This is a genomic window from uncultured Pontibacter sp., from assembly GCF_947499215.1.
In the GTDB taxonomy this organism is placed as follows: Bacteria; Bacteroidota; Bacteroidia; order Cytophagales; family Hymenobacteraceae; genus Pontibacter.
Window position 1 is genome coordinate 290,384 of the sequence record NZ_CANMNI010000003.1, and the last position, 15,480, is coordinate 305,863.

At 50.8% G+C, this 15,480-nt stretch carries 8 protein-coding genes; 7 read left to right on the forward strand and 1 reads right to left on the reverse strand.

What is annotated here, in order from left to right:
* Position 1: 1 nt before the first annotated feature.
* Entirely contained in the window at positions 2-6,547 is a 6,546-nt protein-coding gene (locus Q1A04_RS15165; RefSeq protein ID WP_299707711.1) for a gliding motility-associated C-terminal domain-containing protein, read from the reverse strand.
* A gap of 1,057 nt (positions 6,548-7,604) precedes the next feature.
* Between Q1A04_RS15165 and Q1A04_RS15170 the strand changes: the two genes are divergently transcribed.
* From Q1A04_RS15170 to Q1A04_RS15200, 7 genes are all read left to right on the forward strand, one after another.
* The gene (locus Q1A04_RS15170) at positions 7,605-8,936 is read left to right on the forward strand and encodes an undecaprenyl-phosphate glucose phosphotransferase (RefSeq protein WP_299707713.1); all 1,332 of its coding nucleotides are present in this window, start codon (positions 7,605-7,607) and stop codon (positions 8,934-8,936) included.
* The gene (locus Q1A04_RS15175) at positions 8,926-9,762 is read left to right on the forward strand and encodes a WecB/TagA/CpsF family glycosyltransferase (RefSeq protein ID WP_299707715.1); all 837 of its coding nucleotides are present in this window, start codon (positions 8,926-8,928) and stop codon (positions 9,760-9,762) included. The genes Q1A04_RS15170 and Q1A04_RS15175 overlap by 11 nt, the downstream gene beginning before the upstream one ends.
* A 317-nt stretch (positions 9,763-10,079) precedes the next feature.
* Positions 10,080-10,880, forward strand: a complete 801-nt coding sequence (gene rfbF / locus Q1A04_RS15180; protein WP_299707717.1) for a glucose-1-phosphate cytidylyltransferase — start codon at positions 10,080-10,082, stop codon at positions 10,878-10,880.
* A 79-nt stretch (positions 10,881-10,959) separates the two neighbouring features.
* Positions 10,960-12,063 (forward strand): CDP-glucose 4,6-dehydratase, encoded by a 1,104-nt coding sequence (gene rfbG / locus Q1A04_RS15185; RefSeq protein ID WP_299707719.1) that lies wholly within the window; start codon positions 10,960-10,962, stop codon positions 12,061-12,063.
* A 64-nt stretch (positions 12,064-12,127) separates the two neighbouring features.
* Positions 12,128-12,679, forward strand: a complete 552-nt coding sequence (gene rfbC / locus Q1A04_RS15190; protein ID WP_299707721.1) for a dTDP-4-dehydrorhamnose 3,5-epimerase — start codon at positions 12,128-12,130, stop codon at positions 12,677-12,679.
* A 36-nt stretch (positions 12,680-12,715) separates the two neighbouring features.
* Positions 12,716-14,062, forward strand: coding sequence for a Gfo/Idh/MocA family oxidoreductase (locus Q1A04_RS15195; protein ID WP_299707722.1), 1,347 nt, complete (start codon positions 12,716-12,718; stop codon positions 14,060-14,062).
* Between the two features lie 199 nt (positions 14,063-14,261).
* The gene (locus Q1A04_RS15200; protein WP_299707723.1) at positions 14,262-15,476 is read left to right on the forward strand and encodes a glycosyltransferase family 4 protein; all 1,215 of its coding nucleotides are present in this window, start codon (positions 14,262-14,264) and stop codon (positions 15,474-15,476) included.
* Positions 15,477-15,480 lie beyond the last annotated feature (4 nt).

A 15,480-nucleotide genomic window follows, 5' to 3' on the forward strand; every position in this document is an offset into this window, starting at 1 on the left:
GTTATTTGACAATGGTAATACTTCCTGAAAGTGGTTTCTCCTGACCATCCAACTGGATGAGATAATAATAAGTGGCTATTGGTAGCTCTTTGCCGTTCTGGCGACCATCCCATGGTATTTTGTAGCCCACTGAGCTAAACACCACATTGCCCCACTGATTGAACACTTGCACTTTACAATTCTGATACTGCTCGATGTTGAGAATCTCCCACACATCGTTCACGCCGTCGTGGTTCGGGGTGAAGGTGTTTGGCACGTACACCAGCTGCTGCACGGTTATCGTCACCTCGTCGGTCGACACGCAGCCCGCCTCGTTCGTCACAGTTAAGGTATAGGTGGTGGTCTCTTTCGGGTTTGCGTATGGGTTGGCAACGGTCGGGTCGCTTAAGCCCTCAGCCGGTGACCAGCTATACTTGGTGCCGCCGCTTGCCTGTAACTGCACGGTCCTGCCCAGCATGATGGTCGCATCCGGGCCGGCATTGGCACTTGGGCTAGGCACTGTAACGGTTACCGCACTGCGCTCGCTCGCACACGATAGCGCCACTTCCTGTACATAATAAGTGGTCGTTTTGGTCAGCACCGGTGTCGTGAAATTAGATCCTACCTGAATAGGATTCCCACCCGTAGGTTGTGCGAACCACTCCAATCGACCACCTTTGCCAGTGGCGGTAAGTGTCGTTCTGCTGCCGTGGCAGATTGTCTGGCCGCTGGCCGCTGGCATGGCCGGTAGCGAGGTCACCGTTACTTTTACCGCCTCACTCACCAGTTGCTCACAGGACTCAGAGGTAATCACACGCCTGAACCAAGTGGTCTGGGTGAGTGTAGCTGGCTGGTAGTCCTTGACGTTGTTCACGCCCAGCGCCGTGGTGTAGCCGTTATCTGGACCACTTGTGCTGCTCTCCCAACTATAGTTATAGTTGCCGCTTCCCCCAGTTGGCACAGTGCCCGCCAATGGCGACGGTGTCGTTCCGTAGCAAACGGTCTGGTTCGTGCTGATGCGGTTGTTCGCCATCGGCGGTCGCACGCTGATGAACACGGCCGCACTCGTGTCCGGTGTAGGGCCTGAGAGCACCACACGTCTGAACCAAGTTGACTGCGTCAGGGCGGCCGGGCTGTAATCCTGCCCGGTGCTGCTCCCCATAGCCGTTACAAATCCAGTTTTGGCACCTTTGATGCTCGATAGCCACAGGTATAGGTAAGTGCCGTCGCCGCCAGCTGGCATAGAGCCCTTCAGCGCGGCGGGCTTGTTTCCGGCGCAAATCACCTGATCGCTGTAGATGTTGTTGTTGACCACGCCCTTGTGTACTTCAATCAGAATCGGCGCCGACACGGTTTCGCAACCGCCTGAGAACACACGACGTCGGTACCAGACAGACTCCTGCAGCGCCTGCGGGCTGTAATGGCGTCCATCGTGCACACCGGTTGCCGGTTGGTAGCCACCCTGCTGGGTACTGCTGCTTTCCCATAGGTAGGTATAAGTGCCCGCACCCGCGCCACCCGACGGGCTTGAACCGGAGAGCGGTGCCGGCGTTTGGCCACGGAAAATGCTTTGCGACAACCCAATCGTATTGTTGGTGATAACAGGCGACACTGTAATGGTCACCACATTGGAAACATGCGCACATGGCCCAGACTCCACTATGCGGCGGTAGGAAGTTGTATAGGTAAGCGGACCGATGGTTAGGTCAGCCGAGTTGCCGCTCACTTTGCGGAACACACCATCAGTACCGGCGGCTTCCCAGAAGTAGGTATAGCTGCCGTCGCCGCCTGTAGGCTGCGATCCCGTCAGTTTGGCCGGAGAGCTTCCCGTACAGATCACCTGATCTTCGGAGATGGTATTGTTGGCAATGACTTCATTCACCAGCACACGCAACTCAGGCGTTACACTGAAACATTCGCCAGCTGTTACTTTGCGGCGGAACCAAGTGGTTTGGGTAAGCTTGCTTGGCTGGTAGTTCATGCCGTTGTTGACGCCAGCAGCTGGTGCGAACTCGCCGCCTTCGATGCGATTTTCCCACAGGTAAACAGGCTGCTCATTGCCGCCCGATGGTCGACTTGCTTTCAGCTCTTCCGGAGCCTCGCCGGCACAGACGGCATGCGCCTGTGTAATAATATTGTTGTTCGTGATAGCCGGCTGCACCGCAATCTCCAGCACTTGACTTATAGATTGGTTACAAGGGGCTGAGTAAACGATTCTTCGGAACCATGTATGCTCCACAAGAGGTGCCGGGGCTTGATAGTCTGCTTGGTTGTTGGTGCCTGCCGCGGTTGCAAAATGCTGTCCGTCACGGCTGCTCTGCCATAGGTAGGTATAGCTGCCCTCGCCGCTTCCGCCGCTAGGAACCGCTCCTTTTATAATAGGGAGTATGTCACCAGCGCAGATGGTGAACTTCTCGACCGCGATGCTGTTGTTGCTGATCGCCGGGAGCACCTCAACTTTGACAGCCGCACTGGTGTGCGCCGCACAAGGACCTGATGTGACCATGCGTCTGAACCAAGTGGTTTTCTTTAGCGCTTCCGGTTGGAAAGAGGCCGCTGTGGCTCCTTCGATTAGGCTAAATCCAGTATCGTCTCCTTTTTCGCTGCTCTCCCAACGGAAGGTATAGGTGCCCTCGCCACCTCCGCCTGTTGGGGCAGTGCCCGTGATGCTGGCTGGCTGTTGGCCGGCGCAGATCGGTGCTACCGCCACACTCAGAATGTTGTTATCCAGTCGCTTGTTCACGGTTACGGTCACAGGTTGGCGCTCACTGCTGCCACAGCCATTGATATTCACAGCCTCTACATAGAAGGTGGTGGTTTGGTCCAGTACCGCAGTTTCAAAGCTATACCCTTCGAAGAGGTGCTGCTGCGCAGCCGCATTGGCATACCAGCGGAAGGTATTGGTTGTGTTGCTGTTTACGGTCAGGGTGGCCATGCTGCCCTCGCAAATGGTAACAGCCGCTACAGCTGGAGCCGTTGGTAGGTTCACCACGGTTACTTCTACCACATCCGAGTTACTGATACACTCACCTGACACCACTTCGCGGATATACCAAGTAGTTTGAGTGAGAGCTGTTGGGCTGGTATAGTCCTTGCCAGTATTGCTACCGGGCGCTGGATTGAAAGTAGCGTCTGGACCAGTTGTGTTGGAAAGCCATCGGTAGGTGTAGCTGCCTTTACCGCCAGTCGGCTGGCTGCCAGACAGACTAGCCGTGGCAGTGCCTTCGCAGATGATTTGCTGACCCACCACTTGGATAGTGTTCTCCGCTATGGCCGGCTGCACACGTATCTCGATCTCATTGCTGATACTTTCTTGGCAAGGGCCGGCCGTTACCACGCGGCGGTACCACATGGTTTTGTCGTTGATCTGAGGCGTGTAGTTCAGGCCCATGCTATTACCCACCGCTGTTTCGAAGCTGCCGCCTTCGCTGCGCATTTCCCAACGGTATGTCTTCTGATCGGTTCCGCCTTGCGGTGTGCTGCCAATAATAACAGAAGGCGCATTGCCACTGCAGATCGTATTTTGCTGCACGGAGATGAAGTTCATAATAATAGGCTTCACCACATCTACCTTGACGGCTTCGCTGATGCTCTCAGAACAGGTGCCGGACATCACTTTTCGACGAAACCAAGTGGATTCATTCAGTACGTTTGGGGTATAGTGCTGCTCGCGATTGTTGCCGCTGGCCGCCCGGAAGCTTCCGCTGGTGCCGGTTGTACTAAACTCCCATAGGTAGGTATAGCTGTTGTCACCTCCGGTAGGCATGCTGCCCTCCAAGGTGGCCGCTTCGGAGCCCTCGCAGATCGGAGCGATGCCAGAGATGGTATTGTTTTCTACTACTGGCGTAACTTTCACAGCAATAGGGTCTGAGGTATGGCTGCAGCCGGCGGAAACTACGGTTCTTTTAAACCAAGTGGTGCGGTTCAATGCTCCCGGCTGATAAGTGGCTGCTGTTGCGCCTTGTATTGTCTCGAAACCGTCGGTGGTGCTGGTTACACTGCTCATCCAGCGATAGGTATAGCTGCCGTTACCGCCAGTCGGCTGGCTGCCGCTCAGTAGGGCAGGGGACTGACCAGTACAGATCACAGCCACTTCTGCTAATGCATTGTTGGCAAGTGCAGGCAGCACTGTTACCTGCGAAGCAACTAGTGGGCTGTAGCATCCATTGGTAACAGCACGTACATACAAGGTGCTGGTGCCTTCTGGTAATCCTGTTGTCGTGAAGCTTTTTGCGGATGCCACTAGCTGAGTGGCTGCCTCGTCGGCAAACCATTCGTAGGTGCCGGCATTGCCCTCTGCTATCAATGTCGCAACACTGCCTGCACCGCATAGGGTAACCGGGGCCACCACTGGAGCCGGTGTAGCAGGGTATACCTCCACTTTCACTGGCATGCGCACGCTGGAGCAGCCGCCTTCCACCGTCGTCTGCGCATAGAAGGTTGTGGTTTGATCAAGCAGAGAAGTGGTATAAGTTTCGCCTTCGTGCAGCAGATTGCCGCCTGTTGGCTGGTCATGCCACTGAACGCTGCCCTCTGGACTAACTACCTGCAGTAGCGCGGCTCCGCCCGGGCAAAGCGTAGCCACTGGTTGCACGGTTGGCGCATTGGGTAGGCTGTTAACGGTTACCAGTAGTGTTTCAGACACTTCGCATGTGCCCTCGCGATAGGTATAGGTTAGCGAAAAGTCGCCTACTTCAGCGGGATTGAATTTGCCGTCGGCCGATATGTGCTCTGAGCCGCTCCACACACCGCCTTCGTGCGAAGACTGTAGCTGCATAATGCCGCTGTTAAGGCAAACCACCTCTTTTGGCGCATGCAGCACCATTTCAGGTGTCGCCTCGATGGTAATCAACTGAAGAGTCGCTTCCGAATCGCCACACTCGTTTGTGGCGGTAACTTTTACTTCGTAAGTGCCGGGTTCGGTGAAGTGGATGCTTGGGAAGGCACTACCTGCGTTTGTTCCATCTGCAAATGCGATATCTCCCGGTCCGCTAATCTCCCAGCGGTACTGGTTTATCTGGCCGGATTGTGCATCATACACAGGCAAATGAAGCGGATTGCTTTCTGAAAATGATAGGGTCTGTGGACCGCAGTAAGCTGTGGCCTCTGGCAATGCTGCCAGCGGTTTGTGTATCACGACAATCTCAGACTCCTGACGGCTTACGGCGGAGCAGACATTGTTAGCCAACAAAGAAACGGTGTACTTTCCTGATTTATCGAAGCTGAAAACCGGGTTTTCAGAATTGGCATCCGTTCCTTCTGCAAAGCTCCAGCTATCAGAGCCGGTTACGGACCAAATATAGCGCAGGTCAGTTCCTGTCGAATTATTCTGTGCTCTGAAGATAGATGGGGCGCACACGCCGCCGTCAGGAGTAAGTTCAAAGGCTGCCTTCGGCACATCGTTCACTACAATGGTCTGCTCTACCGTAGTAGGCAAGCAAGTAGAGTTCGGATCCAATGGGTAGGCTGTCAGGCGAATCAGGAATTCGCCCAGTTCATTGAAGACGATATCCGGAGACAGTGTTTCGCTGTTACCGGAGGTGAATTTATAGCCTGTTGCCGGGAAGATCTCCCATTTCACGCGGTAGCGGTCCGTTCTGGCCGAAGCATCGTAGCCGTTTTTAGTCTTGTCGTTTAGCTTTACAGGTTCATTCAGGCACACATTACCCACAGTAAAGTCGGCAATTGGACCTTTGGAGATGCGAATACCGGTGAACGTGGCAATGGAAACGTTACAGAGGTTAGTGGCGGTACCGGTTAAGGTGAAGCCGTTCGGTTTGTCTTTGGAGGACTCCAAAAATTCGTGGCGCAGGATTCGGTCGGCTGGAAGCTCAGAATGCTTGTAGGTAACAGCAGGTGTGCCGTCATCAAATTGGAAGGTATAGACGGTGTGGGGTGAGTTTCCCTCCACGCCGGTGATCTTAAATCCGTAGGAGACAGGGGCACAGTCAATGTTATTGCCATCACTGGTTATACCCAAACCGGGGTTGCTGCCGATGAACATCTGCTCGGTGGAAGTGCCTGTGCAGCCATCGGCATTGGTAGCGGTTACCGTGATAGTATAAAGACCGGCGGCTGTATAGGTGTGGCTTGCCTGCGTAAAATCTCTCCCGAATGTGCTTGTTTTGCCATCTCCCCAGTTAATGGTATAGCCTGTGTTGGTGGCGACGGTTGTGGAGGCATTCTCTACATCCAGTTTAAATGAGTTGGCACTTCCTGTATAGCTGCAGTAGGTAAATTCGTAAATGGGATCCTTGATGCTGGCGTCAGGTGCGCCATCGATCTGTACAGGCTCAGATGTACCGGTGCAGCCGTCTTCTGAGGTGGTTGTGACGCTGTAAGTGCCTGCTGCTGTGACTGTAATATGGCGGGTGGTGGCACCGTTGGACCACTTATAGCTAGCCGCTTCACTGGCTATCAGGACTACCTCACCGCCTTGACAAAGCGATGATTGACCTGAAAAGGATATAAGAGGAGTACAACTTTGTGCTAAGGCGTTTGTACCAGAACACAGCACATAGAGTAGGGTGAGCACAGCTAGCGCAAGGCTCCTTTGTACCGGTTGCATATAGGGTTATGTATAAGTTTGCTATAGATTGATGCTTTTTTTACAAAATGCGGTTTACCGTAAAATTCAATTCAGTTGGGTTAGGCCATCTACACTAATTTACTTTCAGGTTACTAAAAGTAAGCTGCCTAAGACCTTAGCAGTTGCCATGAAAAACCTGCTTTAAAAGGTGTCTCATATTTTTTGATACCAGCTAAACATTTTACCGGTTTGTCCGTATTGTGCAAAATGTTTTTTGATGAGACTTGGTTCAAACAATTGTAAAATTTTTATGAATCTGTTTCTGGAAGGGTGTTTTTGATTTAGCATTTTACATTTATCATATCTTGTATTTCCCCTCAAATACGTTTCATATTCCCCTGTTTTAGACAATTACGAGCGGCAGGGTTACACGAAAGCATGTTAGGTATTGGATATTGCTAATATGATTTTAAATATTTATCAGTCTTGAGAAGATGATAAAATTTATACCTATGTGCGGATGTGAAGTGCTTTGTGAGCTATGCTTAAGAAAGAGGGTGTGTAACACATAGTAAATCTTAATGCACAAAAGGGGATTGAAAAAATAATAAGGCTACAGATTGGTTACACTACAGGGAGAAATTTTCAAAAATAGAGTATTAATCATCGAATAGTTATATAATAAAGATTAAATATGTAATTTATGGCAATTTGTATTTAAAAATAGGAATATGCTAATATTGTAACTTTCATTTTTATTAATGTTTTATAGTTAAATTAATAAACCTTAATATAAATGCTGTCGTATTTCAGTCTAAATTCTAGTTGTTAATCTTAAGGTCTGAAAGAGGCTGAAAGAAAAGACACCAAACTCAAAATATAAATTTTAAGCTAAAGGTGATTACGAACATAAAGATTGTCATGGGACCCCAAGGCATCGTGGGAATTGGCAAGGTGATTGAAGGACAGAGGAGTACGCACGTCAATTAAGGGTAAAAGGGAATTATGATTCAATAAGTACAATTATCAGGTTATGCACAAATACAGACACTATAATAGTTTTAATAGAATACTCTTATTAATACTAGACATTACATTGATAGCTTTCGCATTTAAGCTATCAAACCTTTTCAGATACGGTGAATTAGAGCTCACCCACCAGTACAGTATCTTCTTTGTGCTTTTCGCACTGGTTTGGTGGATCGTATCAGGCTTCAACAACTTCGTTTTCCGAATTGACGGTTTTTTGCCGGTTGGTAGAAAAACAGGCAATCTGATTAACGCTTTTGCGATTCACGCTGTGATTCTAGCGAGTTGTATCGTAATATTCAACTTGGAGCATCTGTCACGACTCCTGCTGTTGTATACCTATTTGTTTACAGCACTCTTGATCGGACTCAGCCGTGTGATTCTTTTCTTGGCACAGCGCTACTTCTCTAAGTCGGATATGGCTTACTCCCGCTACGTGATTGTGGGCATGGGGCCTGCAGCGATCAACCTGCACCAGACCTTCAGTAGCGATGAGGCACCGGGCCGTAAGTTCATGGGCTTCTTTTCAGACAAAGCCGACGAACTGAGCAAGCACAGCAGCATGGTGAAGGGTAACGTGTCGGATCTGCAGGAGTTCTGCCTTCAGAACAACATTGACGAGGTATACTATACCCTGCCGGTAAACGACAAAGAGCATATTGACGAACTGACTGAGTTTGCTGATGAGAACTTCATCTACTTCCGCATCGTGCCTGATTTTAGCGCCATCGTGCAGCGTGAGGTGAACATGTACTTCTATCAGAACATCCCGATGATTAGTGTGCGTAAGGAGCCACTGGAGCAAGTAACGAACCGTGTGGTGAAGCGTGCCTTTGACATTGCCTTCTCCCTGAGCGTGATTCTGTTCCTGTTCCCGATCGTAATGCCGCTCATCGCACTCGCTATCAAGATCAGTTCGCCGGGACCGATCTTCTTTAAGCAGCTGCGTCCGGGCAAGAAGAACAGGCTGTTTGTTTGCTACAAGTTCAGAACAATGCGTGTGAATAATAGCACAGAGCTACAGGCTACTAAGGATGATCCTCGTATTACACGGGTAGGAGCCTTCTTACGCAAGTCTAACCTGGACGAGTTGCCACAGTTCTTCAACGTACTACTAGGCGATATGTCGGTAGTGGGACCACGTCCAAACCTGGTATCGCAGCTTGACCACTACTCTAAAGTGATCAACAAGTACAAAATGCGCCACTTCGTAACACCGGGTATTACGGGTTACGCACAGGTGAGCGGCTTCAGAGGCGAGACCAAAGAAGTGCACCTGATGGAGAAGCGTGTAGAGTATGATGTAAAATACATGGAGAACTGGAGCTTCATGATGGACATGAAAATCATCTTCCTGACTGTCTGGAACATGGTGAAAGGCGAGAAAAATGCATACTAATCTAATGACCGATACAACCACAGTCGCTAAAACTGCAGCACCCTTGCAGCAAAAGCGTCGACTCTTGAAGTCTTACATCACGACAGGCAAATTCGCCGAATTCGTGGAGCAGGTCTTCTGGCTGACAGATAACAAAGAGTCATCTTATGTATGCTTCGCGAACGTGCACATGCTCGTGGAGGCCTACCAAGACCCTAGCTTTAACAAAATATTGAACGAGGCGGATGTGGCTTCGCCGGATGGCGGGCCGCTTTCTAAACTCATGAAAGTGCAGTATGGCCAGCAGCAGGACCGCGTGCCGGGTATGGACCTGATGCCGCGGCTGATCGAAGAGGCCGCCGCAAGAGGCAAGTCGGTATACTTCTATGGTTCAACCGACGACGTGCTGGAGGCTGTGGTGGCTACCGCCAATGCAAAGCACCCTAACTTGAGAGTGGCTGGCTATTATTCTCCGCCCTTCCGTCAGTTGACGAAAGAGGAAGATCAATCAATCGTGGATATGATTAACGCTACCGGCGCAGACTTGGTGTTTGTGGCCTTGGGCTGTCCGAAGCAGGAGCGCTGGATGGCAGAGCACAAAGGCCGCGTAAAGGCCTGCATGCTGGGTGTCGGGCAGGCATACATGACGTACGCTGGCTTAGAAAAGCGACTTCCTAAATGGGCCCGCGACTGGTCGCTGGAATGGACCTACCGCCTGTACCAAGAGCCAAAGCGCCTTTGGAAGCGCTATCTGGTTACCAACAGCACCTTCGTATACCTGACCCTCAAAGATTTGCTCTTGCCGGGCAATAAGCACAGAAAGACATCTTCTGTAACACTTAACTGACAATAGCCATGAATGCGCTACACAGGTTTCATCCCTAGGTAGCGCATTTTTTACGGACCTTTTCTTCAGTAACTACCGTTGCCACCACGCATACCAGAAACATAACTCAAAACCATAAGCATAATTAGAGGTATAAGTACAGCAAGGATGTTGCACCGCTCATGCTAGAGGCGTGTTATAACATGCAAGCTTCTGATAATCAAATTACTCGAACGAATCATGTCGGAAAATCAGCCTTAGCAAAATCAAAATATAGTAATTGTCGTATAGAGGACAAAATTCAAAATAGAACATTCACCCCAAACCCTTAGAAATAAATGAAAGCTGTAATACTGGCAGGCGGATACGGAACCCGCATCAGTGAGGAGAGTGGCATCAGGCCGAAGCCCATGGTGGAAATCGGCGGCAAGCCCATCCTTTGGCACATCATGAAAATATACTCAGCCCATGGCATCAATGAATTTGTGATTTGCTGTGGCTACAAAGGCCACATGATCAAAGAATACTTCGCCAACTACTTTCTGCATAATTCGGATGTGACCTTCGACATGAGCAACAACAGCATGAAGGTGCATCAAAATAACACTGAATCGTGGAAAGTGACCTTGGTAGATACCGGAGAGGGCACCCTTACAGGTGGCCGACTGAAGCGCGTGCGCGAGTACCTTGGTGATGAGACTTTCTGCATGACCTACGGGGACGGTGTAAGTGACATCAACATCAGCGAGTCCATCGCCTTTCACAAAGCGCAGGGTACACTGGCAACGCTTACAGCGGTACAGCAGCCGGGGCGTTTCGGAGCCTTTACGCTATCTGGTGGAGACACGCATGTGCGGCACTTCCAAGAGAAGCCAACCGGTGGCGACCAGCCTTGGATAAATGGTGGTTTCTTCGTGTTGGAACCAGCCGTGATCGACTATATTGAAGGTGACCAGACCACATGGGAGCGTGAGCCAATGGAGTATCTGGCCAAGGCGGGTGAACTAGCGGCTTACAAGCACACCGGTTTCTGGCAGCCAATGGATACACTTCGTGATAAGAATTATCTGGAGGAGCTAATCCTACAAGGCAAGGCCCCATGGTATAAAGTGATAAACAACCAACCTGTAAATGCCTAAACGGCGGAAGGTATACCGGAATGTTTGCCGCCTGCGTATAACATATCCTATACCTGACCCTTTAGCGAAACATAAGCTGATGAAGAGAGAATTTCTGCAGCAAACCTATCAAAACAAAAAAGTATTTCTGACGGGCCACACCGGTTTCAAAGGCTCTTGGATGTTGCAAATGCTGCACTCCCTTGGCGCTGAGGTAATGGGCTATGCCCTCGCTCCTGAAACCAAAGAGGACATGTATCAGCTGATTGACGGCGACAGCCTATGCGAGTCCGTGATTGCTGATATCCGGGATAAAGAAGCCGTGGAAGAGGCTGTGCTGCGATTTCAGCCAGACTTTATCTTCCATCTGGCAGCCCAACCGCTGGTGCGTCTATCTTATGAGTTTCCGTCGGAGACCTTTGCCGTGAACGCCGTGGGTACGGCCCATGTGCTGGATGCGGTACGGAAACTGGAAAAGCCCTGCACGGTAGTGCTCATCACAACCGACAAGGTATACGAGAACAAGGAGTGGGTATACCCTTATCGCGAGACCGACCAACTGGGTGGCTACGACCCTTACAGCGCCAGCAAAGCCTGTGCAGAGTTGGTGATCTCATCCTATACCCGTTCGTTCTTCCATCCGGAAGCCTATGACAAGCACCAGAAAGCGATTGCCAGTACCCGTGCCGGTAACGTGATTGGTGGTGGCGACTGGGCAAAAGACCGTATTATTCCTGACATTGTGCGTGCTTTGCGGGTAGGGGAACCAGTAACGGTTCGCAACCCGAATGCGGTGCGTCCGTGGCAACTTGTGCTCGAGCCGTTGGGTGGCTATCTGTTGTTGGGCGCGAAACTGGCCCAAAACCCGAAAGCCTTTGGCGGTGCCTGGAACTTTGGTCCGCAAGCCGGCGATAACAGCCCTGTAGAGGACCTAGTGCAAAAAGCGCTACAGGTATGGGGCTCGGGCAGCTACGACAAGCCGGAACTCAAAAACCAACCACACGAAGCCGGCTTGCTCAAACTCGACATCAGCAAAGCGCTGGTAGAACTGGGATGGACGCCAAAGTATAACTCAGCGCAAGCCATTGAGCGTACCATCGGTTGGTACAAGACCTACCATGAAGGGATAACTGACATCAAAGAATTCACGATGGGGCAGATCGCAGAATATCTGGGAGACGAACAGCCTGTACTGACATCTTAAAATCTGAACGACAGACACCTGTAAGGCAGCCCTTTGCAGGTGTTTTTCAAATACATCAACACACATGATCTTTACAGAAACCAAACTAAAAGGCGCTTACATCATCGACATCAAAAAGCTAGAGGATGAGCGTGGCTTTTTCGGCCGGGCCTACTGCCAGCAGGAGTTTGAGCAGTATGGTTTAAACACCAATCTGGTGCAGGCCAATGTGAGCTATAACTACAAAAAAGGCACCCTGCGCGGCATGCATATGCAACTGGCCCCGCACGCCGAGACCAAACTCGTACGCTGCACCCGTGGCGCCATCTACGACGTGATCGTGGATCTGCGGCCGGACTCTGAAACGTATAAGCAGTGGATAGGCGTGGAGCTGACCGCTGACAACTACCGCATGCTCTATGTGCCGGAAGGCTTCGCACACGGCTACCTGACATTAGAGGACAACTCCGACGTGATGTACCAAGTGACAGCCTTTTATGCGGCAGGAGCGGAGCGTGGCCACCGCTGGAACGATCCGGCTTTCAATATTCAGTGGCCAGTCGAGCCGCAGATTATTTCGGAGAAAGACCAGAACCATCCTTTACTGGAAGCTATACCTGAGCAGTCAGCTTTGTAAGCTCGACGAAGGTATAGCCTATTAAAAAGAAAGACTATGATCATTATAGATACCGCATTAGCCAAACGAGAAGCCGAAGGCCGACCTGTCCGTGTGGGCATGGTAGGGGCTGGATTTATGGCCAAAGGCGTGGCACTGCAAATAAAGAATCACGTGCCGGGTATGGAACTGGTGGCGATCTCGAACCGCACCATCGAGCGTGCCCGCGAAGCTTACAACGAGGCAGGTATAGCCGAGGTGGAGGAAGTGGCCTCTGTAGAAGCCCTGCAGGAAAACATTCGCAACGGCAGGTATAGCATCACCAACGACCCGATGCTCCTATGCCGTGCCGAAGGGATTGACGCTATACTGGAAGTAACTGGAGCTGTGGAATTTGGTGCACAAGTGGCTTTGGAGGCAATCCGGAATGGGAAGCACACCATTATGATGGATGCTGAGGTGGATGGAACAGTTGGTCCAATCCTGAAGGTGTATGCTGACAAGGCTGGAGTGGTGTTCACGAATGTGGACGGTGACCAGCCGGGCGTGATCATGAACTTGTACCGCTATGTGAAGTCCATTGGCATGAAGCCAGTGCTTTGTGGTAACATCAAAGGACTGCACGACCCCTACCGCAACCCAACAACACAGGAAGGCTTCGCTAAACGCTGGGGACAAAACCCGGCTATGGTAACTTCCTTTGCCGATGGCACCAAAATCTCTTTTGAGCAGGCCATCGTGGCCAACGGAACAGGTATGCGCGTTGCCAAACGGGGTATGCTGGGCCCCTACGCACCACAGGGAGCCAATATCAGGGAGTCGGTGAATCTGTTTCCGCTGGAAGAACTTACCAACGGTCCCGGCATCGTAGACTATGTAGTAGGTATAGCCGAGCCGGCTGGTGGCGTATTTGTACTCGCCACACAGGATAACCCGACGCAGCAGCACTACCTAAACTACTACAAGATGGGAGAGGGGCCGCTGTACTGTTTCTATACCCCGTACCACCTATGCCACCTCGAAGTGCCGCTCACCGTTGCCAGAGCTGTGCTCTTCAACGACGCTGCCCTCACACCGCTGGATCGTCCGTACGTGGAAGTGGTGACTGCCGCCAAAAAAGACTTGAAAGCCGGTGAGACCATCGATGGCATCGGCCACTACATGACTTACGGCCTGTGCGAGAATGCCGACGTGACCGAGCGCGAGAATCTCCTGCCGATCGGTGTAGCCGAAGGCTGTGTGCTGAAGCGTGATATTCCCAAAGACCAAGTGCTGACCTACGACGATGTGATCTTGCCAGAGGGTCGGACAATCGATAAACTGCGCGAAGAACAGCGCCAGTATTTTGCCGCTGCCTTTGCTGAGGCAAATGAACAGGAACCGAACAAAACCGCGTTGGCCTAAGCTGGCTTCTGGTTTTATAACAGTACAGCAACAGGCAAAATCCCGTCTTGGTCAGGTATGGCCTAGACGGGATTTTAGCTGATTGATATGCCCTCGCAAACAGGAGATAATTTTACACGTATCCTTTGGCAGAAAGCTATACCTCAAAACAAACACGATCCAAGCTTATAACAATAGCATTGCTTTAACTCATCCTTTCATGCGTATCCTTCAGGTTCACAATCACTATAAAATATCCGCTGGCGAAGACACCGTTTTCTATGCTGAGGCTGCATTGCTGGAAAGTCACGGTCATACAGTGGATAGGTTCACGCTCTCTAACGAGGATGTGAACTCGATTTCTGAGAAACTAGGTGCTGCGCTGGGAGTGGTTTATAACACTAAGAGCGCTCGCATGCTCAAAGCGAAGATCAAAGCTTTTCAGCCGGATATCATCCATGTGCACAACTTTTTTCCATTGATTTCGCCTGCCGTGTTTGATGTCGCCCATAAACTGGGTGTGCCCATTGTCATGACCCTGCACAATTACCGTCTGATCTGCCCGAGCGCATACCTGCATTACAACGGCCGCACCCACATGGAGAACGTGCATAAGACTTTTCCTATACAGGCCATCTTAGACAAAGCCTACCGCAACTCCATGTTCCAGACGGCTTCCGTTGTACTGGCTACCGGTGTGCATAAGCTTTTGGGTACTTGGCAGCACAAAGTGGACCGTTTCATCACGCTCACAAAAGGGGGCAGTGATTTGTTTTTCAACTCATCCCTCAAACCCAGACGAGAGCAGTTGGTTGTAAAACCAAACTTTACAGCTGACTTGGGTCTGAGTGAAGCCGAAAGAGGCGATCATTTTCTTTTTGTTGGCCGACTGTCCCCGGAGAAAGGTATAAGCACACTTCTAAAAGCGACTGAACTATACCCTTTCAAACTGAAAATAATAGGGGATGGCTCTATGAGAGCGGAAGTGGAGCAGCATGTTGCAAAATATCCAAATGTGGAGTATCTGGGCTATCAGAAGCTGGATAGGGTAGAACAGGAGCTTAAGACTGCTAAAGCACTCATATTCCCTTCTGAATGGATGGAAACCTTCGGCATGACCATCATTGAGGCCTTTTCGACCGGAACACCAGCCATAGCGGCCAAAATAGGCGGTGCGGAGCAACTAGTCGAAGACGGCGTTAACGGACTGCACTATACCCCCGGCAATGCCACCGAGCTGGCTGAGAAAGTGCAAATTTTAGCGGAAGACCCAGCATTGGTCTCCAAAATGGGAGCTGCGGCCCGCCAAAGTTACGAAGCAAACTATACCCCAGAAGCAAACTACCGCATGCTCATCTCCATTTATGAGGATGTGATCCGGGCCAAAAAGAAAAATGCCCCTACGACCGAAGTCGCAGAGGCGGGTTTATTATAGCCTA

Bases quoted from the DNA above. Each gene is read 5' to 3' on its own strand.
- Q1A04_RS15165 (WP_299707711.1), bottom strand. From the start codon at position 6,547: ATGCAACCGGTACAAAGGAGCCTTGCGCTAGCTGTGCTCACCCTACTC.
- Q1A04_RS15175 (WP_299707715.1), top strand. From the start codon at position 8,926: ATGCATACTAATCTAATGACCGATACAACCACAGTCGCTAAAACTGCA.
- rfbF (WP_299707717.1), top strand. From the start codon at position 10,080: ATGAAAGCTGTAATACTGGCAGGCGGATACGGAACCCGCATCAGTGAG.
- rfbG (WP_299707719.1), top strand. From the start codon at position 10,960: ATGAAGAGAGAATTTCTGCAGCAAACCTATCAAAACAAAAAAGTATTT.
- rfbC (WP_299707721.1), top strand. From the start codon at position 12,128: ATGATCTTTACAGAAACCAAACTAAAAGGCGCTTACATCATCGACATC.
- Q1A04_RS15195 (WP_299707722.1), top strand. From the start codon at position 12,716: ATGATCATTATAGATACCGCATTAGCCAAACGAGAAGCCGAAGGCCGA.
- Q1A04_RS15200 (WP_299707723.1), top strand. From the start codon at position 14,262: ATGCGTATCCTTCAGGTTCACAATCACTATAAAATATCCGCTGGCGAA.